This is a genomic window from Polaromonas sp., from assembly GCF_031411155.1.
Lineage (GTDB): Bacteria > Pseudomonadota > Gammaproteobacteria > Burkholderiales > Burkholderiaceae_C > Polaromonas.
Map to the genome: position 1 here is coordinate 17,960 of NZ_JANOAL010000242.1, position 20,015 is coordinate 37,974.

The 20,015-nt window shown below is 61.9% G+C and carries 19 protein-coding genes and 2 tRNA genes; 10 read left to right on the forward strand and 11 right to left on the reverse strand.

All coding sequences use genetic code 11. The features are described 5' to 3' along the window. Positions 1 to 125 precede the first annotated feature (125 nt). Complete coding sequence (locus RMO23_RS14610; RefSeq protein WP_309682991.1) at positions 126 to 1,838, forward strand: phosphoethanolamine--lipid A transferase; 1,713 nt, start codon at positions 126 to 128, stop codon at positions 1,836 to 1,838. Here RMO23_RS14610 and RMO23_RS14615 read toward each other — a convergent pair. The 3 genes from RMO23_RS14615 to earP are packed head-to-tail and all read right to left on the reverse strand — an operon-like array spanning position 1,813 to position 4,963. Next, complete coding sequence (locus tag RMO23_RS14615) at positions 1,813 to 3,186, reverse strand: HAMP domain-containing sensor histidine kinase (RefSeq protein ID WP_309682995.1); 1,374 nt, start codon at positions 3,184 to 3,186, stop codon at positions 1,813 to 1,815. The genes RMO23_RS14610 and RMO23_RS14615 overlap by 26 nt on opposite strands. Further along, entirely contained in the window at positions 3,183 to 3,842 is a 660-nt protein-coding gene (locus tag RMO23_RS14620; protein WP_309682997.1) for a response regulator, read from the reverse strand. The genes RMO23_RS14615 and RMO23_RS14620 overlap by 4 nt, the downstream gene beginning before the upstream one ends. Next, entirely contained in the window at positions 3,839 to 4,963 is a 1,125-nt protein-coding gene (earP, locus tag RMO23_RS14625; protein WP_309682999.1) for an elongation factor P maturation arginine rhamnosyltransferase EarP, read from the reverse strand. The genes RMO23_RS14620 and earP overlap by 4 nt, the downstream gene beginning before the upstream one ends. 133 nt (positions 4,964 to 5,096) lie before the next feature. On the opposite strand from earP, the gene uvrC reads away from it, so the two are divergent. The 3 genes from uvrC (at position 5,097) to RMO23_RS14640 (ending at position 8,740) form a co-directional block, all read left to right on the forward strand. After that, on the forward strand, positions 5,097 to 7,112 hold the full coding sequence (gene uvrC, locus RMO23_RS14630; protein WP_309683003.1) for an excinuclease ABC subunit UvrC: 2,016 nt from the start codon (positions 5,097 to 5,099) through the stop codon (positions 7,110 to 7,112). Positions 7,113 to 7,233: 121 nt separating this feature from the next. Beyond that, complete coding sequence (gene pgsA, locus RMO23_RS14635; RefSeq protein WP_309683005.1) at positions 7,234 to 7,800, forward strand: CDP-diacylglycerol--glycerol-3-phosphate 3-phosphatidyltransferase; 567 nt, start codon at positions 7,234 to 7,236, stop codon at positions 7,798 to 7,800. A 58-nt stretch (positions 7,801 to 7,858) separates the two neighbouring features. Next, positions 7,859 to 8,740 carry a DMT family transporter gene (locus RMO23_RS14640; RefSeq protein WP_309683006.1) on the forward strand — a complete coding sequence of 294 codons (882 nt, stop codon included), beginning with the start codon at positions 7,859 to 7,861 and terminating at the stop codon, positions 8,738 to 8,740. Here the strand turns inward: RMO23_RS14640 and RMO23_RS14645 are convergent. Continuing rightward, complete coding sequence (locus RMO23_RS14645) at positions 8,685 to 9,671, reverse strand: LysR family transcriptional regulator (protein ID WP_309683008.1); 987 nt, start codon at positions 9,669 to 9,671, stop codon at positions 8,685 to 8,687. The genes RMO23_RS14640 and RMO23_RS14645 overlap by 56 nt on opposite strands. Before the next feature lie 121 nt (positions 9,672 to 9,792). Between RMO23_RS14645 and RMO23_RS14650 the strand changes: the two genes are divergently transcribed. From RMO23_RS14650 to RMO23_RS14675, 6 genes are all read left to right on the forward strand, one after another. Beyond that, a complete protein-coding gene (locus RMO23_RS14650) occupies positions 9,793 to 10,671 on the forward strand; it encodes an alpha/beta hydrolase (protein WP_309683011.1) in 879 nt (292 codons plus the stop codon). 33 nt (positions 10,672 to 10,704) lie between these two features. After that, positions 10,705 to 11,811 carry a tartrate dehydrogenase gene (locus RMO23_RS14655; protein ID WP_309683064.1) on the forward strand — a complete coding sequence of 369 codons (1,107 nt, stop codon included), beginning with the start codon at positions 10,705 to 10,707 and terminating at the stop codon, positions 11,809 to 11,811. A 254-nt stretch (positions 11,812 to 12,065) separates the two neighbouring features. Then, positions 12,066 to 12,338: an HU family DNA-binding protein gene (locus RMO23_RS14660; protein WP_309683014.1), complete on the forward strand. Its 273-nt coding sequence runs from the start codon at positions 12,066 to 12,068 to the stop codon at positions 12,336 to 12,338. Between the two features lie 18 nt (positions 12,339 to 12,356). Then, positions 12,357 to 12,432, forward strand: a tRNA-Val gene (locus RMO23_RS14665). A gap of 75 nt (positions 12,433 to 12,507) precedes the next feature. After that, entirely contained in the window at positions 12,508 to 14,445 is a 1,938-nt protein-coding gene (locus RMO23_RS14670; protein WP_309683017.1) for a SurA N-terminal domain-containing protein, read from the forward strand. 36 nt (positions 14,446 to 14,481) lie between these two features. Then, positions 14,482 to 14,557 (forward strand) — tRNA-His (locus RMO23_RS14675). A 139-nt stretch (positions 14,558 to 14,696) separates the two neighbouring features. On the opposite strand, the gene RMO23_RS14680 is transcribed toward RMO23_RS14675, so the two are convergent. The 7 genes from RMO23_RS14680 to RMO23_RS14710 all read right to left on the reverse strand — a co-directional run bounded on the left by RMO23_RS14680 (position 14,697) and on the right by RMO23_RS14710 (position 19,892). Next, positions 14,697 to 15,026 (reverse strand): hypothetical protein, encoded by a 330-nt coding sequence (locus RMO23_RS14680; RefSeq protein WP_309683019.1) that lies wholly within the window; start codon positions 15,024 to 15,026, stop codon positions 14,697 to 14,699. Then, entirely contained in the window at positions 15,026 to 15,583 is a 558-nt protein-coding gene (locus RMO23_RS14685; protein WP_309683021.1) for a hypothetical protein, read from the reverse strand. Before RMO23_RS14685 ends, RMO23_RS14680 begins: the two co-directional genes overlap by 1 nt. Before the next feature lie 84 nt (positions 15,584 to 15,667). Continuing rightward, positions 15,668 to 16,120: a hypothetical protein gene (locus tag RMO23_RS14690; protein WP_309683024.1), complete on the reverse strand. Its 453-nt coding sequence runs from the start codon at positions 16,118 to 16,120 to the stop codon at positions 15,668 to 15,670. Positions 16,121 to 16,260: 140 nt separating this feature from the next. Continuing rightward, positions 16,261 to 16,977, reverse strand: coding sequence for a hypothetical protein (locus RMO23_RS14695; RefSeq protein WP_309683027.1), 717 nt, complete (start codon positions 16,975 to 16,977; stop codon positions 16,261 to 16,263). A gap of 2 nt (positions 16,978 to 16,979) precedes the next feature. Next, positions 16,980 to 17,444, reverse strand: coding sequence for a hypothetical protein (locus tag RMO23_RS14700; protein ID WP_309683030.1), 465 nt, complete (start codon positions 17,442 to 17,444; stop codon positions 16,980 to 16,982). A gap of 591 nt (positions 17,445 to 18,035) precedes the next feature. Continuing rightward, the gene (locus RMO23_RS14705) at positions 18,036 to 18,365 is read right to left on the reverse strand and encodes a hypothetical protein (protein WP_309683033.1); all 330 of its coding nucleotides are present in this window, start codon (positions 18,363 to 18,365) and stop codon (positions 18,036 to 18,038) included. Positions 18,366 to 19,085: 720 nt separating this feature from the next. After that, positions 19,086 to 19,892, reverse strand: coding sequence for a hypothetical protein (locus tag RMO23_RS14710; RefSeq protein WP_309683036.1), 807 nt, complete (start codon positions 19,890 to 19,892; stop codon positions 19,086 to 19,088). Positions 19,893 to 20,015 lie beyond the last annotated feature (123 nt).

The window sequence follows — 20,015 nt, forward strand, 5'->3', positions numbered from 1 at the left end:
CCCGACAAGGGTGAATACTGTCCGGCCGGCTGCTGCGGGTCTTAAGGCTGCGCTAAGGGTCGAGCCCGCAAGCTGTAAACTTTCCTGACTTTTTGGTGGCGCCCCGGGCCGCCGCAACGCCCCCAATGCACAAACCCGCCGTCTTGCTACCGATTTCCAGCCGCCCACTGAACCACCGGTCACGGCGGCCGACGCTGCAGGCCGAAACCCTGGTCCTGCTGTGTGTCGGCTTTTTGCTGCTGGCCGGCAACGGGCCGTTCTGGCGCGCCGCGCTGATGGGGCGCGGCTGGGACCAGGCCGCCACCTGGGGTTTTGCCGCTGCCCTGTTCGTCTCTTTTTCCGCGTTTTACTTTGCTTTCGTCGCGCTGCTGGCGACGCGCCTGAGTGTCAAGCCGCTGCTGACCGTGCTGGTGCTGTGCACCGCCTTTGCTTCCTGGTACATGGACCATTACGCCATTTACCTGGACCGCGCCATGTTGCGCAATGTGCTGGCCACCAATGTGCAGGAAGCCCGAGAGTTGCTGGTCTGGGGCATGGTGCCGCACCTGCTGCTGCTCGGCGCGCTGCCCGTCGCGCTGCTATGGTGGCCGCAGCTCAAGCGCCGGCGCCTGCGCCGCGCGGTGGCGTTGCGGCTGGCCTCGGTGGTGGGGGCGCTGGTCATTGGCGTGGCCTGCCTGCTGCTGGTGTTTGCCGATTTCGCCTCACTGATGCGCAACCATCGCGAGGTGCGCTACCTGCTGACGCCGGGCAATGTGGTGGTGGCGCTGGCCAGCAATGCCTGGGGCAGCGCCAAACGGCCTGACCAGCCCAAGATTGCCGTGGGCGCGGATGCACGGCTGGGCGCCGCCTGGAGCAGCCGCGCCCGGCCGGCGCTGTTCGTGCTGGTGGTGGGCGAGACCGCGCGCGCTCAGAATTTTTCGCTTAATGGCTATGCGCGCCCGACCAACCCCTTGCTGGCCAAGCAGGACGTCATCAGCTTTTCGCATGTCACCGCCTGCGGCACCTCGACCGAGGTATCGCTGCCCTGCATGTTTTCACCGTTTGGCCGCGCCCAGTACGACGAGGACAAGATTCGCTCCCATGAGTCGCTGCTGCATGTGCTGGCGCGGGCCGGTTTCAAGGTGCTGTGGCGCGACAACCAGTCCGGCTGCAAGGGGGTGTGCGAGGGCCTGCCCACAGAGCAGATGGACCACGCCAGCATCGAAGCGCTGTGCGCCGAAGGGCAGTGCCTGGACGAGGTGCTGCTACAGGGCATGGAGGGCATTGCCCGCGACGCCCAGGGCAACCTGCTGGTGGTCATGCACCAGCTGGGCAGCCATGGCCCGGCCTATTACAAGCGCTATCCGGCGGTGTTCAAACGCTTTTCGCCGGCCTGCGAGAACGAAGACCTGCGCGGCTGCTCCAGCGCGGAAATTGTCAATGCCTATGACAACTCGCTGCTGTACACCGACTACTTTCTCTCGGGCCTCATCGACTTTCTGGGCCAAGCGGAGAAAAAGTACGACACCGCCATGCTTTATGTGTCGGACCACGGGGAGTCGCTCGGTGACAACGGGCTTTACCTGCACGGCGTGCCCTACCCGATTGCGCCCGACGTGCAAAAGCGGGTGCCGCTGGTGATGTGGCTGTCGCCCGGCTTTCGCCGCAGCTTTCATGTCGACCAGGACTGCCTGCGCGCGCGCGCCGGTGCCGAGCTCAGCCATGACAACCTGTTCCATTCGGTACTGGGCGTGCTCGATGTGCAGACCCAGGCTTACAACGGCGCGCTCGACCTGTTCGCGCCGTGCCGTCCGGCCCCGGCGCTGGCGCGAATCAATCCGCCGGTAGCAGCACGCTGACCCGCAGGCCGGGGCCGCCAGGCGCATCGTCCAGGCGAATCTCGGCGCCGTGGCGCTCGGCCACCGCCTGCACAATGGCCAGCCCGAGGCCACTGCCATGCGGCGCGCTGCTGTCGGCGTGGCCGTTGTGGTGGTTGCTGCCGCGGTAAAAACGGTTAAACACCTGCTGACGCTCGGCGGCAGATATTCCCGGCCCGCTGTCGGTCACCGACAGGCAGGGGCGGCCGTCTTCCAGGCTCGCGCCCACATCGACCCGGCCGGCCGCTGGCGTGTGGCGCAGCGCGTTGTCGACCAGGTTGTTCAGCAAGATCGTGAGTTGTTGCGGGTCCGCGCTGGCCGTGGGCGCACCTTCGACCACGGCGCCCAGATCGATCTGCCGCTCGTCGGCGCGGGCGCTGAAGCGGCTCACGCAGCTGCGAACCAGGCCGGCCAGGTCGACCGGCTCGCGGCGCAGCGCCGGGGTTTCGGGGGCCAGCCTGGACAGCTGCAGCAACTGCTCGATCAGGTGCTGGGCCCGCTCAATGCCGGCGCGCAGCTGCGCCATGGCGGCATCGCGCTGCGCCGCGTCATCCGCGCGCTCCAGCAGCTGCAGTTGCAGCCGCAGCGCCGTCACGGGCGTGCGCAGCTCGTGGGCCGCATCGGCCAGAAAGTGGCGCTGCAGCGCCAGCGCGCCGCCGAGCCGGGCCATCAGGTCGTTGATGGCGCCTATCAGCAGGTGCAGCTCCGGCGGATGCGCGGATAGCGCGATCGGGTGCAGCGCCTCGACGTTGCGTGTCGTGACTTCGCTGGCCGCCAGCGCCAGCGGCGCCAGTCCGCGCCGCAGGGCCAGCGTCAGCAGGCCCGCCAGCAGCACCAGCATCAGCAGCGCAGGCAGGATCAGCTTGGTGCCGGTCTCGCGGGCCAGTGCCTGGCGATCGCTGTCGCGCTGGGCGGCCTGGACGATGCCGTCTTGCAGCACGATGGTGTACAGATGCCACTGCTCATGGCCAATAGCCACGCGGCTCAGGCCGCTGCGCGAGAGAAAAGGCAGCGCCACCGTGGGGTCGGACCGGTGCAGCAATGCGCCGCTGAGGCTCCAGGCCGCGGTGACAAATTCGAACGGGCCGTATTCCTCGTAAACACGGGGCAGCTGCTCGGCAATGCGCGGCGTGCGCGCCATGCCATAGGTGCCGTGGTGGTTGGCTACCGCCAGCGCCACCTGCTTGAGGTTGTCTTCAAACACCTCCTGCATCTCGTGCGCCAGCACCCAGTAAGAGCCGCCGACCAGCAGGCTGGCGCCGACGAACAGCGCACCCATGGCCCAGACCAGCACCCGGCGGTGGATGGACTGCACGCCGCGCCGTGTCATGGGGCAACCACCTTGTAGCCCACGCCGCGCACATTGCGGATGGTGTCGGCGCCCAGCTTGCGACGCAGCTTGTGCAGGTGCACCTCAACCGCATTGCTGCCGATTTCCTCGGTCCAGCCGTAAATCGAGTCTTCCAGCTGCTCGCGTGACAGCACGGCGCCGGGGCGCTGCATCAGCGTTTCCAGCAGGGCAAACTCGCGCGCCGACAGGTTCACGGTCTCGCCGTTCAGGCTGACCTGCTTTTTCACCGGGTCCAGCGCCAACGCGCCGCATTCCAGCAGCGGCGAGCCGCCCCCCGCGTGGCGGCGCAGCAGCGCGCGTACCCGCGCGATCAGCTCGTCGAGGTCAAACGGTTTGAGCACATAGTCATCGGCGCCCGCATTGAGCCCGGCAATGCGGTCAGAGACCGCGTCGCGCGCCGTGACGATCAGCACCGGCAGCGCGCTGCCGCGCGCGCGCAGGCCTCTGAGCACAGCCATGCCGTCCTGCCCCGGCAGGCCCAGGTCCAGCAGTGCCAGGTCATACACACCATTGGCCAGCGCCCGTTCGGCGGCGCGGCCCTCCATGACCCAGTCCACGGCAAAGCCGGCATCGCTCAGGCCCTGGCGGACCGCGCGGCCAATCATGGTGTCGTCTTCAATCAGCAGCAGTCTCATGGGGTTTGCCGTTCATTGTGCGCGACAAAGCGGACCAGCTGCGTGGCCAGGTCGTCCTGCTGCTGCTGGCGCTGCCGGGCTGCCAGGGCGCAGCGGCTCCAGGCGGGCAGGTCGGCCGTCGGCAGTTCGCCGTCCAGGGCGTTCCAGACCTCGTGAAAACGCCGCAGCGAAGGCGGCGCCTGCAGCATGTCCAGAAAAGCCTGCAGCTTGGCTACATGGGCCGCGTCATGCTGCGGGTAAATCTGCCAGACAAACGGTTTGCCGGCCCACAGCGCGCGCACGACCGAGTCTTCGCCGCGCACAAAGTTCAGGTCGCAGGCCCACAGCAAATGATCGAACTGGTTTTGCGGGAGCAGCTCAAGGTATGAAATTGATAGCAAACCATGCACGTTATATATGGGCTGGAGGCACTTTTCATCATTTAATGCGGCTTTTACCGCCGTCTGGGCACGCCCGGCCGCCAGCAGCAGGCGCAGCGGCTGGCCCTGCAGGCCGTGCTGCGCCCACCGCGCCAGCAGGGCGGCCAGCGCGGGCGGCTCGTAGCAAAACAGCGAGACCAGTTTTTCGCCGCCCCAGTCAATGCCTTGGGCCGCCAGCCAGGCGGCGCGGTCAAAACCGGCTTGGCGCGCGGGCAGGCCGGGCTCGCGCAGCAGGCCGCCGGTCTGCGCGGTAAAGCCCGGGTAGTAAAACCACTTGATCCAGCCCGCCGCCGGGCCGGCCTGCACCGGCGAGGGCATGGCGTGGCAGCGCTCGACGTAGCCTTCCGCGGACAGGTATTCCAGGTTGATCCAGACCGGTTTTTGGCCTACAGCCAAATGACGACGGGCGCAGACAGCTATGAATTCAGGAGCAATGTCGCAGCCGAAGGCCTCTATCATCACGTCGCAGGGCTGCTCTTGAAGCCCTGCCGCAGCCAGGTCCGGGGCTTGGTCCCACGGCAGCACGCGAACGCCATCGCACCCCGAAGGCGCCATCCAGCGCAGCGCCGAAGCATCGTCGACCCACAGCCGCACCTGATGGCCGCGCGAAGCCAGGTCGGCGGCCAGGCGCCAGCACACGCCAATGTCACCAAAGTTGTCAATCACCTTGCAAAAAATGTCCCAGACGCGTGGTTCAAGCATGGGATATTGTGAGGCGCGCCGGGAGAGTTCCGGCGGGTGTCAGGCTGGGGCCGCGGCGCCTGCACCACTGAAGCAACAGCAGATTAATCCCGCAAGGGTCTTGCGGCGGATGCGCACACGGCAAAATGGCGACATGCCCGAGTCCAGCCCCGTCGAAAACCTGCCCACCGGCCATTCGCCCGAACTGCTGGCCGAGGTGGCCGCACTGCCGGCCATGCCCGGCGTTTACCGGTACTTTGATGCCGAGGGCGGGGTGCTTTACGTCGGCAAGGCGCGCAACCTGAAAAAGCGGGTCAGCAGCTACTTCCAGAAAAACCATGGCGGCACCCGCATTGGCCACATGGTGACCAAAATCGTGCGCATGGAAACCACGGTGGTGCGCTCCGAAGCCGAGGCGCTGCTGCTTGAAAACAACCTGATCAAGACGCTGCACCCGAAATACAACATCCTGTTTCGGGACGACAAGAGCTACCCCTACCTCAAGCTGACCGGAACCCAGACCAAAGAAGGCAAAGAGGGCAAGGACATGGGCGGTGCACCGCCGGCCCAGGTCTATCCGCGCATTGCCTACTATCGGGGCGCGGTTGAAAAGAAACACCGCTACTTCGGCCCCTACCCCAGCGCCTGGGCGGTCAAGGACACGATCTTGCTGCTGCAAAAAGTCTTCAGGCTGCGTACCTGCGAAGACACGGTGTTCAGCAACCGCACCCGGCCTTGTCTGCTGTACCAGATCAAGCGTTGTTCGGCTCCGTGTGTGGGCCATGTGGCGCAAGAGCAGTATGCGCTGGACGTGGCCAATGCCGAGCGCTTCCTGCAGGGTCAGACGCAGCAGATTCTGACCGAGCTGGAACGCAAGATGCTGGCCCATGCCGACCGGCTGGAGTTTGAGCAGGCGGCCGAACTGCGCAACCAGATGGCGTCGCTGTCCAAGGTGCTGCACCAGCAGGCCATGGAAACCGGCGGCAAAAACGGTGATGTGGATGTGGACATTCTGGCGGTGAAAGTGCAGGGCGGCAAAGCCTGCGTCAACCTGGCCATGGTGCGCGGTGGCCGGCATCTGGGCGACCGGCCCTACTTTCCGACCCATGTGGAAAACGCCACCGATGCGGCTGCCCTGGATGCGCAAGGCGATGCGGCGGCTGAAGGCGCCGCGGCCGCACCCGAACAAAACACCAAGTCGCTGGAGGCCCTGATCCTGGAGGCCTTTATTGCCCAGCACTACATAGAAGTGCCCGTGCCGCCGGTGCTGGTGTGCAGCGAACCGGTGGACAGGGAACTGATGGCCGCGCTGAGCGAGCAGACCGGCAGCAAGGTTGCGGCGGTGCACCAGCCGCGCGAGCAGCGCCGCATCTGGCTGGAGATGGCCCAGAACAACGCGGCCATTCAGCTGGCCCGGCTGCTGGCCGAGCAGGGCTCGCAGCAGGCCCGCACCCGCGCCCTGGCCGAGGCGCTGGACCTTTACGCCGATAACCCGGACAACCTGGACGCGCTGCGCATCGAATGCTTTGACATTTCGCACACCGCTGGTGAGTCCACCCAGGCATCCTGCGTGGTGTTTCAGGGGCACAAGATGCAAAGCAGCGAATACCGGCGCTACAACATCGAAGGCATTACCCCCGGTGATGACTATGCGGCGATGCGGCAGGTGCTGACCCGGCGCTACACCAAGCTGCTAGAGGCCGCCCGCAATGGCGAAGCCAGGTTGCCTGATCTGGTGCTGGTGGATGGCGGCAAGGGCCAGGTGTCGATGGCGCGCGAGGTGTTTGTGGAACTGGGGCTGGATCTGGGGCTGATTGCCGGTGTGGAAAAAGGCGAGGGCCGCAAGGTCGGGCTGGAGGAGCTGGTGTTTGCCGATGGGCGCGACAAGGTCTACCTGGGCCGTGATTCGGCGGCGCTGATGCTGATTGCGCAGATCAGGGACGAGGCCCACCGCTTTGCCATTACCGGCATGCGCGCCAGGCGGGCCAAGGTGCGGGTGGGCGGCAGCAAGCTCGAAGACATTGCGGGCATTGGCCCGAAGCGGCGCGCCAGCCTGCTGCAGCGTTTTGGCGGCATTCGCGGCATCGCGTCGGCCAGCGCCGACGACATTGCCACGGTCGAGGGCATCTCCAAAGACCTTGCTGACGAGATTTACCGCGCCCTGCATTGAGCGAAAGTTGCGTGTTCAGGTGCGGGCAGGGAAGACGTTTTTGCGCAACGTACGGCCTCTATTTGGCCGGCCCTGTTGACGCGACAGGCAGGCGGCACGCGGCTCATGCCAAAATCGGGCCATGTTTCTGACCATTCCCACCGTGATGACCTGGACCCGCATTGTTGCGATTCCCTTGATCGTCGGGGTTTTCTACCTGAACATTCCCCTGGCCGAGCGCAACCTGATCGCCGCCACGATGTTCGTGGTGTTTGCGGCGACCGACTGGCTGGACGGCTTTCTGGCGCGCAAGCTGAACCAGACCTCCTCGTTCGGGGCTTTTCTCGATCCGGTGGCAGACAAATTCCTGGTGTGCGCTTCGTTGTTGGTACTGGTGGATCTGCAGCGCGCCGACGTGTTTGTGGCCCTCATCATCATTGGCCGCGAGATTGCCATTTCAGCCTTGCGCGAATGGATGGCCCTGATTGGTGCGACCAAAAGCGTGGCGGTGCACATGCTGGGCAAAGTCAAAACCACGGTGCAGATGGTGGCGATTCCATTTCTGCTGTTCGACGGCCGGCTGTTCGGCCTCATCAACACCCATCTTTGGGGCACCTGGCTGATCTGGCTGTCGGCCATCCTCACGGTCTGGTCCATGGCCTACTATCTGAAAAAAGCCATACCGGAAATCCGCGCGCGCGCCAAATGAGTTCGCAGTCAGGCTGTTTGTGAGCTCTTCACCTTCCGCCGGTACGCTGGTCCGGGCCATGCCCGCTGTATTTGTGCTGATCTGGAGCACGGGCTTTATTGTCGCCAAATTCGGCCTGCCTTACGCGCCGCCGCTGACCTTCCTGGCGATTCGTTACTTTCTTTCCATCGTCTGCTTCCTGGTCTGGATCGCCCTGGCGCGCGCTGCGTGGCCGCGTGGGCTCGGGCAGTGGTTGCACCTTGCCGTGACCGGCGTCCTGATGCATGCCGCCTACCTGGGCGGTGTCTGGGTGGCGGTCAAGGGCGGCATGGGCTCGGGTCTGACGGCGCTGATCGTGGGCCTGCAGCCGGTGCTGACGGCGGTCTGGCTGTCGTGGGCCGGCGGCACCGGCGAGGCTGCATCCTCCACGCCCAAAGTTACCGGGCGTCAGTGGGCGGGCCTGTTGCTGGGCCTGGGAGGCCTGCTGCTGGTCGTTGCGCGCAAGCTGGGCGCGGGCACGGAAGTGACGGCGCTGACGCTGGCCTGTGCGGTGTTTGCGCTGTTCAGCATCACGGCCGGCACGCTGTATCAAAAGCGCTTTGTGCGGCCGACGGACGTGCGCAGTGCCAATGCGATTCAACTGGGGGCGGCCTTGCTGGTCACCCTGCCACTGATGCTTTTCGAAACCGAAGCGATTGTCTGGAACCGGCAGTTCCTGGGGGCCATGACCTGGTCGGTGCTGGCGCTGACCCTGGGCGGCAGCTCGCTGCTTTACCTGCTGATCCAGCGCGGCGCTGCCACGGCCGTGACCAGCCTGCTGTACCTGGTGCCGCCGACCACGGCGCTGATGGCATGGGTTTTGTTTGATGAAGCGATCACGCTGGCGACCCTTGCCGGCACGGCGCTTACCGCCTTGGGGGTGAGCCTGGTGGTGCGGCCCGCGAAACCAGCGGCGGCGTAGTTTTCCACGGTTCGCGCTGAAATTGCGCCAGCAAAAAGTCAATCAGCAGGCGAATGCGCCGGGGTGAGTCTTTGCGATAGGGGGCCAGCCAATGAATATCGGCATCCGGCATGCAATAGGCGGGCAGTACGCGCACCAGCTGGCCGGCCGCCAGTTGCGGCGCAATGTCCCAGAGGCTGCGCAGCATGATGCCGCGACCTTCCAGGCACCAGTCGCGCACCAGTTCGCCGGAATTGCTCGACAGGGGCCCCTGCACGCGCACGCGTACCGGGGCGCTCAATGCCCTATCTTTTTCCCTGTGCAGCGGCCACACATCAAAGCGCTGACCCGCCGCATTGCCGTTTTCGCGCACGATCAGGCAGGTGTGCTCTTGCAGCGACTCCAGGCTCGACGGCGCGCCGCGCTGCTGGAGGTAGCGCGGCGCTGCCACCAGCACCCGCTGGTTGCGGGCCAGCCGGCGCGACACCCATTGTGCTGCCCGCCGGCCCTGCGCCGACCACAGCCAGACGGCGCCGTCAAAGCCGTCCACGGCCAGGTCGGGCAATTGCTCGGTCAGATGCAGTTGCAGTTCAATGCGCGGGTATCGCTCCTGAAAGCTGGCCAATGCCGGCCCCAGCCATAAACGACCAAAGCCGAAGGTGGCGGCCAGCCGGATCAGGCCCGTGGGCTCCGATTTGCGTTCCTGCAGCTCGGCTTCAAGTGCTGTAAAGCCCTGCAGCAACACCAGCGCGCGTTCGCACACGGTTTCGCCCTCGGCGGTCGGGCTGACGCGGCGCGTGGTGCGCTGAAAAAGGCGCTGGCCCAGCTTGGCCTCCAGGGCGGCCAGCCGCTTCGTCACGGCCGGGGCGGCCAGATCCAGGCTGCGCGCCGCGCCGGCCAGGCTGCCATGGTCCCGTACCGCCAACACCAGTTCCAGATCGCTGCGATTCATTGCTTCCTCAAAAGAAATAATTAATTGCCAGATTATTGCTTGTAATAGCTCACCACACTCTGCAAAATCCTTCGCATGCCATTGACCAAATTCGTCTTTAACTGCAAACCGGGGCCAGCCGATGTTTGAGGGCTTCACGCCTTGCGACCTGCAAGGCCCGGACGGCAGGCTGCATACCCTGCGCGGTGGGCGCGGCGCGCCGCTTTTGCTGCTGCACGGGCATCCGCAAACCCATGTGATGTGGCACGCGGTCGCTGCAGAGTTGGCCAGGACATTCACCATCGTCATGATGGATTTGCGCGGTTATGGCGATTCGGCGCGCGTCGGCAGCGATGCCGGCCACCAGCCTTACTCCAAACGCGCCATGGCGCTGGATGCCGTGGCGGTGATGCGGCACTACGGCTTTGAGTCGTTTCAGGTGCTGGCCCATGACCGCGGCGCCCGGCTTGCGCACCGCCTGGCCGCCGACCATCCGGGCCGGATCCAGCGGCTGATGCTGCTGGACATCGCGCCCACGCTGGCCATGTATGACAACACCACAGATGCTTTTGCACGCGCTTACTGGCACTGGTTTTTTTTGATTCAGCCTGCGCCCCTGCCAGAGGCGCTGATCGAGTCCGACCCGGTGCGTTATGTGCGCAGCGTCATGGGCAAGCGCCACGCCGGGCTTGGCGCGTTTGCGCCCGATGCGCTGGCCGAATACCAACGCTGCGCGCAGATCCCCGGCACGGCGGCCAGCATCTGCGAGGACTACCGTGCCTCGGCCACGATCGACCTGGTGCATGACCGTGCCGATGTGGCGGCGGGAATTCGCCTGGCGCAACCGCTGCGGGTGCTATGGGGCGAGCATGGCGCCGTGGGCCAGTGTTTTGACGTGCTGGCGCTGTGGCGCAAGCGAGCCATGGATGTGTCGGGCCGCAGCCTGCCATGTGGTCACTACATTGCCGAAGAAGCACCCAGGATGCTGCTGGCTGAGGCGCAGAATTTTTTTAAACCCTGAACAAAGGATGAGGACATGAACACCGAGAACGCGATGCACAAGAACGCCGGTAAAAAACGAATTGCGGTCATCGCCGGTGACGGCATTGGCAAGGAAGTGATGCCCGAGGGCATCCGCGTGCTGGAGGCGGCTTCCGACAAGTTTGGCATTGACCTGCAGTTCGATCATTTCGATTTTTCCAGCTGGGACTATTTCGAAAAGCACGGCCAGATGCTGCCGGACAACTGGAAAGACCAGATTGGCGGGCATGACGCGATTTATTTTGGTGCGGTCGGCTGGCCTGAAAAAATTGCCGACCATGTGTCCCTGTGGGGTTCGCTGCTGCTGTTCAGGCGCGAGTTCGACCAGTACATCAACCTGCGTCCGGCGCGCTTGATGCCCGGCATCATTGCCCCGGTGGTCCGGCGCGACGGCAGCCCGCGCCAGCCGGGTGAAATTGATTTCTACATCGTCCGTGAAAATACCGAGGGCGAGTATTCCAGCATTGGCGGCAAGGCCTTTCCCGGAACTGATCGCGAGTTTGTCTTGCAGGAATCCGTGTTCACGCGGATAGGGGTGGATCGCGTGCTGAAGTTTGCGTTTGAGCTGGCGCAGTCACGGCCCAAAAAACATCTGACCAGCGCGACCAAGTCCAATGGCATTTCCATCTCCATGCCTTACTGGGACGAGCGTGTGGTGGAGATGGCCAAGGGCTATCCCGCCATCCAGCTCGACAAGTTTCACATCGACATTCTGACGGCCCACTTTGTGCAGCGGCCTGACTTTTTCGATGTGGTGGTGGCGAGCAATCTGTTTGGCGACATCCTCAGCGATCTGGGACCGGCCTGCACCGGAACCATTGGTATTGCACCCAGCGCCAACCTCAACCCGGAGCGCAAATTCCCTTCGCTGTTCGAACCGGTTCATGGCTCGGCCCCCGATATTGCCGGGCGCAACATTGCCAATCCCATCGGTCAGATCTGGTGCGGCGCGATGATGCTGGAGTTCCTGGGGCACAAGAATGCACACGACGCGATCCTTGCCGCGATTGAGAAAGTATTGCTTCCGCAGAGCGGTGCGCCGCGCACGCCCGATCTGGGCGGCAGCGCAAGTACAGCGGACATTGGCAAGGCGGTTGCGGCGGCGCTGAGCGGCGCGTGACGGGCGTTTTGTCAAGGGTGAAAATTACACGCGATGCACGCAACTATGTCGTTAAAGCGTGAAAAAAGCGACTAGAATCCGCGTCCGACCGCTGTAAAAACTGATGCCGTATTGACACATATGAAGTCCATGGCTTTAATGGATGTCAGCAGAAAAAACTGCGCCCGCCGATCCCGCTGACACCTTTTTCACGGTGTCCCGGGATATCTTTTTTAGAGACAACCAGATTAACTTTTATCAACGAGGGGATCCTTGTGAACAAGACAGAACTGATCGAGCACATCGCCAAGCATGCTGATATTTCCAAAGCCGCCGCTACCCGCGCACTGGAATCCACCATTGGCGCTGTGAAAACAACCCTGAAAAAAGGAGGCTCAGTGTCTCTGGTGGGTTTTGGCACTTTTGCTGTTGGCAAACGTGCCGCCCGCACGGGTCGCAACCCGCGCACCGGCGATGCGATTAAAATCAAGGCTGCCAGGGTTCCAAAGTTTCGTCCGGGCAAAGCCCTCAAGGATGCTTTGAACTGATGCAAGAGGTTTAAAGTGGGGTGCTTAGCTCAGTTGGTAGAGCAGCGCCCTTACACGGCGTAGGTCGGCGGTTCGAGCCCGTCAGCACCCACCACCCACTGAAAAAAGGCGAACAAGGTTCGCCTTTTTTGTTGTTGGACCTATTCGACAGTCGTACAGGAATTTCCAGATGTTTGATTTCATTCGCAAGCACACCAAAGTCACCATGGCGTTGCTGTTTTTGCTGATTGTTCCGTCCTTTATTTTGTTTGGGCTCGATGGCTACAACCGTTCAAAAGAGCAGGGCGTTGTCGTTGCCAAAGTGGACGGCAAGGACATCACCCAGGCCGAATGGGACCGCGCTCACCAGCTTGAGGTGGAGCGACTGCGCGTCTCCATGCCAACGCTGGATGCCAAACTGCTCGACTCGCCGGCAGCCCGTTACGCCACACTGGAGCGGCTGGTGCGGGAGCGCGTGGTCGCTGCTGCGGCCGACAAATTCAAACTCAGCACCAGCGACCAGCGCCTGGCGAGCGAGTTGCAGCAAAGTCCCGAAATCGCCTCGTTGCGCCGGCCAGACGGGTCGCTGGACATGGAGCGCTATCGGCAACTGCTGGGCAGCCAGGGCATGAGTCCCGAAATGTTCGAAGCCAATGTGCGTACCGATCTGTCCAATCGCCAGGTGCTGGCCGGCATTGGCGCCAGTGGTTTCTCTTCCAGTTCGTCCGCTGACCTGGCGCTCAACGCTTTCTTTGAAAAGCGCGAAATCCAGGTGGCTCGTTTCAATGCCGCTGACTTTGCCGCCAAACTGAGCCCCAATGACGCCGATCTGGAACAGTTTTACAAGGCCAATGAAAAGCTTTTCCAGGCGCCCGAGCAGGCCAGCATTGACTATGTGGTGCTGAATCTGGAGGGCGTCAAAAAGACCCTCTCCATCAACGAAGCCGACCTCAAAACCTATTATGAGCAAAACGCGCAAAGGCTCAGCGGCGCGCAAGAGCGGCGCGCCAGCCACATCCTGATTGCCGCGCCCAAGACAGCGCCGGCTGCCGAGCGCGAGAAGGCCAAAGCCAAAGCCCAGGAATTGCTCGCCAGCGTGAAAAAGTCGCCTGACAGCTTTGCCGATCTGGCCCGCAAGAATTCGCAGGATTCAGGCTCGGCCGCCAACGGCGGCGATCTCGATTTCTTTGCACGTGGCGCCATGGTCAAACCCTTTGAAGACGCGGCTTTCGCCATGAAGAAAGGCGACATCAGCGATATCGTGGAATCCGAGTTTGGCTACCACATCATCAAACTTACCGACATCAAGGCGCCCAAGCAACGCAGTTTTGAAGAGATGAAACCTGAGCTGGAAGCTGATTTGAAGAAGCAGCAAGCCCAGAAGAAATTCTCCGAGACTGCAGAGGCCTTTACCAATGGCGTGTACGAACAGTCGGACAGCCTGAAACCAGTAGCCGATCGCCTGAAGCTGGAGATCCAGACCGCCAGCAAGGTAACGCGCCAGCCTGCAGCCGATGCAACCGGGGTGTTGGCCAATCCGAAATTCCTCAACGCCCTGTTCTCACCCGATGCGATCGAAAAAAAGCGCAACACCGAGGCGATTGAAATTGCGCCCGGCCAGTTGGTGTCGGGCCGGATTACCCAGTACGCCCCCGCGCACACACAGCCTTTTGCAGAGGTTAAAGAGGCCGTGCGCCAGCGCTGGCTGGCGCAGCGTGGTGCCGAGGAAGCGCGCAAAGATGGCATGACCAGGCTGGTCGCCTGGAAAGCTGCGCCGGCTTCTGCCGTGCTGCCAGCGCCAGTGCTGGTGTCGCGCCAGGAGACGCAAAAACTGCCGTCGCCCGTGGTCGATGCGGCGCTGCGTGCCGATGTGAGTGCCTTGCCAGTTTTTGTGGGTGTTGACCTGGGCACCCAGGGTTATGCGCTCGTCAAGGTTGGCAAAGTGGTGCCCCGCGACGTGCCGGCCGAAGCCATTGCCAAACAGGAACGCAGCCAATACGCGCAGTGGTGGACGGCGGCGGAGAATCTGGCTTATTACAACGGCCTGAAGGCCCGCTTCAAGGCAGAAATCCTGTCAGCGAAGCCGGTGGCCGGCCAGGTTAATGCGGAAGAAAGCGTGACGCGATAAATTGCACCAGCTTTGCCGCTATAATGCAGGGCTTCGGTGGCTGTAGCTCAGTTGGTAGAGTCCAGGATTGTGATTCCTGTTGTCGTGGGTTCGAGCCCCATCAGCCACCCCATACAGATAAACGAAAGCCTGCTACTGAAAAGATAGCAGGCTTTTTTCGTTTCCGTCTCATGTAGCCACCATGTAGCCACCAGTACCGGGTTTTGTACCGTGTCGCCACCAGCAGAGACGAAAGAAAACCCGCACGCCAGTCACTCCCGCGCAATGCTGTCGGAGTAGTGAGGCACGGCCCCACGCCTGCCGCACTCTTGAATCCGGCAGCGCAGCATCTCCGCCAAGTCGAAAGCGACAGCCGGCACCTTGACCCCCTCGACTGCCAGCCGCTCGCAATCATCCTGGGGCGCGTTCCCGGTGGCGTATTCCACTTCCAGGCGCTCGCCCCGGTCAGAGTAGAAGCCGCTGCCGATGAGTGCCTCCCTGGTGCTACCGAGCAGAGCCGCCCAACGCTGGTGAATCAGGCGTTGTCCTTCTTCTTGGGCCGACTTATACCGGGCCGCGCCTTCTTCAATCACGCGGTCCATCAAGTCTCCCAGGCGGTTGCGAGCGGTTTCGCTGTCTCTTGCGCCGCTTCCGTTGAGCTCCGCTGCTCGATGACCGCTGCAAGCGACTTGCGGGCCATGTTCGCTTCACCGGGGTAGCGGCCGGTCAGCAGCAAGCATGCGAAGGAGAACGCGACACTCGCGAGCCAAAAGAAGATGGCGACCGCGAGGACCGACCACATAACAACCGCACTCTGCGCGCCCTCCGTGTACATGGACCAGCCGACGCCAGCCATGACGCCTACTTGCAGAAGGGTACTGAGCCAGCCCCAAGCCGTCCGCAATGGTCCGCAAAGGTCGGAGACCCTGTTGCGCAGCAACTCGCTGCTGTAACGCTGCGACGAGTATTGAATCAGTCTGGGGATGAGTTCCTCGTCGTTCTCCAGCGAAGCTAGAGGCACACCTAAGGCGATGGACGCATCTTGAAAGCGGCGCTTCCGGACTCGCTCTTGCTCCCATGTCCCGATGACCAGCACCAGGATGCCAAATGCGAAGCTCACTCCGAGCGCCCCGACCACATGAACAATTGCCATCGCCATTTCCTTCCCTCCAGTTTTGACAGATTCTGACAGCAATGGAAGTGTCTAGTAAGCCTTTCCGCCAATCCCAAGTCGCAACCAGACTCACATTGGGGTACGCAGCCACATCTCGTAAATATGCCACGCGAGGTATGCGATTCCACCAAGCACGAGACAGCGAAACTGCCATGCTGCTGCAAAGCTTGCCTGGTTCGAGCGCGTGTCGATAATTTCCCTCAACGCGTCGGATGCAATGCCAATGGCTTCCACGTTCCGCCCAGCCAGCGGGTCCATGCCATCTTGAACCCGAAGAAGCGCACCATTTGTGTAGAGAGTCGCTTTGACCATCCCGACATGACGACATCCAAGATAGAAGCTCAGACCCCAGAGAACCACTGCCAGCCCAAGAGGAGTCTGGGAAGGCGATAGATTCAGGGCCTGAGTCTGATTGATGCAGAGAGCGATAGCTGCTCCCACAGCAGCCAGCAGGAAGTATGTGTACTTTTCGCTGGTGGCGCTGTGCTGCCGGTAGACCTCAAGTTGCTCCTGGCTAGGCATCGTGACTCCTTTGGTTCGCGCGGAGCTATCCCGTGCTCCCCCTATTCTCCGCTAACTCATCCAGACCGCTGCGCTGGTCGCTTAGCGTGCGGCTCAGGTCGCGCAGCAACTGCCGCGTGCCGCCTTTCCAGCCATTCCGGCTAACCGTCGTTTTGCCTTCTTGGCTTTTGGGGCCTGTGGACAGCTCCCACGGCCTCCAAGACCTGATTGCTTCCCGCTGTCGCTCCCGTTGCTCCGGCGTCCATGTACGTGCTGCCATTACCCACCCCTTCTAAAAGTTTGCTTTGCTCGAACTGGATTTCCCTCGCGGGCGCGGAACGCTCAGGGTCACCGGCAGCGACTCCGTTATTTACCTGTTGATGGCCTCCATTGTTGATATTGGCCTGCTTCACAAAGGCCACCGGACGCGGGTTCTTCATCTCGCCCAGTGCTTGCAAGGTCGCACGGCACTGGCTTTGCGCCTTCATGCCCATTCGCATGTACATCTCCCAATGCGCTGCGTTTGTCTGATTCACAGACCTACGCATCAGATTGACGAATATGGCGTCAAGTGCTTGGGCCTGTGAAATCAGAATGCCCTCGGCTCGCTGCATGTCTCCCAGATTTACCGCTTTGACCTGGGCGGCAAGCTCAGTCGCCAGAACGTTCACATCGTGGGTGTCCGGACTCCAGGCCTCAATTACAGCGGCGGCTCCAATCTCGGGCCGCGTGAGGGTGCTGGCAATGACCTCATATTTTTGTTCCTCACTGCTTGCTGTAATGCTGATTGCCCTCCTGTCTATCGGTTTTGGCGCCGGCGCTTTTGCTGCGGCCTTGATGGGCTCGCCAGGGCGCTTATTGCGTTGTGGCTTGGTCATGTTCACAGCTCCATAGCTAATTGGGCCGATGCGCTGGGGCTCCCTGTCACGTCCGTGCCTTGTCCGCTTGGTGTCGGCTCTTTGTCCGCATCCAGTGCGGACGGGCTGACCGGTGAAGGGAAGTCTGCGCAAAATTCATCTGCAAGGTCAATGCAGGCGGTGGCATAAGTCACCTCGTAGGAGAGGTCTGCATGCTTGTGGTCGGAGTGGTTGACCAGGTAGTTGTGCAGATTGTCGATGCGGTCACGCAGCAGCGCCATGCGCCGTTGCAGTGTGGCGATGGTCTTTGCGGCTTGCGGGTCGTTCGATTCCATCAGCCCCATTTTTTCTGCCATGTATCGAAGGTGCAGCGGGTGAACGGCCACGCGGTCAACGTTGCCGCTGCCGTCCTGGGTTAGCATAATCAGGCCGTCGCCTTGGCCGTCATCCATCATTTCAATCTTCAAGTCGGGAATGCTGTCGTTCATGGTGTTGTCTTTCAGTGTGTGGTTTGAGTTGCAGGAGATGGCATCTCTAGATGGTGTCCGTGTGGCGGAACAGAGCGGAGGGGTAAAACAGGCCTGATAGCTCCGTGAGGCGGAACAGGGGGCGGCTTCCCTATTCCGTGAGGCGGAGCTATCAGGGGCCTCCCTGTTCCGCGAGACGGACTAAGGCTTGCGTTTTTCATTGGCTGGCCTTTTTGGTATGCGCCACGCTCAAAGCACTTTTCAACGCCTGCGTCATAACCGGGCAGCTTGTCGAGTGCTCGCCAGGTCACCGCAAACCAGCTCGCCTTATTCGGGCGGTGGCCCATGACAGTCTGGAAAATAAAGCCCGATTCAAGCAGCTCCCGTTTCGCCCGGTCGATGACGTCAGCCGACTTCCAGCCGCGTGCCGTCATGTAAACCCGAGACAGCAACATGCGCCCGTTGTTGTCCCGCACAAACTGCCGCGCCACCTCAAGCAGCAAAGCCTTTGCCGGATGGCTTAGACGGGCGTAGGCGGGGCAATCGAGCACGGACCAGGGCAGGGCAATGAACCCGCCCGAATCGCGCCCTGAGTCGCCCTTCTGGCCGCGATTACGCCCGTTCGCCATTGGCCAGTTCCTGCGCATGCGCCAGCTTGACGAGCTCCAAAAACTCGGCCCGTTTGCGGGACTTGATGGTGGGGAACTCAGCCAGAATCAGTCGCTGCGATGCATGGTCGAACTGGGCAACCGCAAGCGCCAGACTCATCGGCACGTCCCCGGACACGATAAGCGCCCAAAGTTCCGCGCAGCCGTCCCGCCTTACCTTCTGGCCTTGGAAGAACATTCGCCTCGATATGCCGGCTTCATCGCATATCTGTTGCGCCGTCTGGTGCACGCGTGCACACTTTGGCGCGGCTGTCGGGTGCAGGCCTGCACTCATTTGCCACCCCCTTTGCGGGCCTGCCAGGCCAGCACCTTGCGGCGGTCGCGCAGAGTGAACGAATAAATGCCAGGTCGGCATACATTGCCATCACGGTCTAAAAACCGGATCCTCTCGCATGGCACCTCTAGCCCAAGTCCGCGCAGAGCGGCGATGAGATCCGGGCCATTGCTACAGCCTGCGATTCCGTCCACGTCCTCACGGCGTCGGGGGCGTGTCATCAGTGCCGGGATCACGCGCAGGTGTCGCGGGTTGTCTGTCCCCGTGAATCGGACAGGCGGGGTAAACTCCGCTTGCGTTTCGTGATTCTTAAAAGCCCCTTGCGTCTTGGTCGGTGCGGGGGCTTTTTTCATGCTGCCACCTGCAACACACGGCGTATTTCAGACACCGGCCACGCCAGGCGTCCATGCACTCGCACCGGGCGAAGCGGGCCATTCTCAAGGCAGGCCCAGCCCCTCAAGGTTTGCTGTTTCCTCAAAAGCCAATGGGCGGCGGTGGCTGTATCGACGGCGGGGCGGGTTTCCAGTGCTAGCGTGGGGAACTGTTGCGGCGTTGCTGTCTGCATTTGTGAACCTTTCTGCGCGTTTTGCGCTGTTGAGGTTCACAATTTTTTGCGTGCGTTAAACGCTTGCAATATGCCGTGAGAGTTTGGCTAAACCCCCGTGGTCATTGGCCTGCAAGCCGATTCATGCTAAAACTTTCGCTGAAAGTTTGAGAGCTTTATCCCAAAAACACGTTTGAAAATGCTTTCAGTACCGTCTCACTGTTAAGCGCTAGCTTCCCGCCCCGCTTTTTAAAGCCAGTATCAGCTAACGACTTGGAGACCTTGCCGGCTAACACGCTCCTTTTTTGGAGCAGTGTTGAATCTTCTATTACGAGTTGACGAGCAAAATAACGTGCTGGTGTGTACCAGGGTTGAATGGCTTTGGGGTCACTTGGGTCTATCACTAGCCACGGCTTTTCGCTCACCGGCCCGACCTTGGGGGTAGGCTTCATGCCATCGGGTGCGCTCTCAGTCACCACGGGCCGGGCCTGGGGCTTTGTCGGCACTACTGGCGCGGTCTTAGCTGTCGCGGGCTGGGGGGGCGCAGCCTTCAAACGGGGGAATTTATCGGGCAGTTCCCACCCCATGCTTAACGCCCACGCGGCAAACTGAGGCAGGCTAACGGTTGCAGTTGCGGGCCCATACATCAAGTGCATGGGCGGTAATGCGTCCAGTGACTTTAACGGCCCTGCATGGCTCACATAAGCGCAGGCCAGTTTTAAGCGGCGGTCGAAATCTTTCCCCGGTTCAGCGTAACCACTTCGCGTCTTTATTGCGCTTGGGTCAATTCCGAGGCTCACAGCTACAGCTTCCGTCAACGTTGCCTTGGGCATGTGCGCCCACAATTCCCAATCAGTACCGGGCGGCGGCAAAGGCTCTGGCCTATTTTCTGGACTTTTATTCGATGATTTGTCCGGCCCGAATCGCTCAAGAGCCCGAAGGGTTGCAGGCGAATAGTTGTACGGATTGTTTGCTTTTTCCATTGGCACCCCTTCAAGGTGTCACTTCAATTAGGCGCCCCAGCAGGCCGGTGAAGGTGTCCTGCTTTTCGTCCGGGCTTCGAGGCCGGACTAGCTGGGGCAAAACTGGCGTTTTATGCGGCGGTA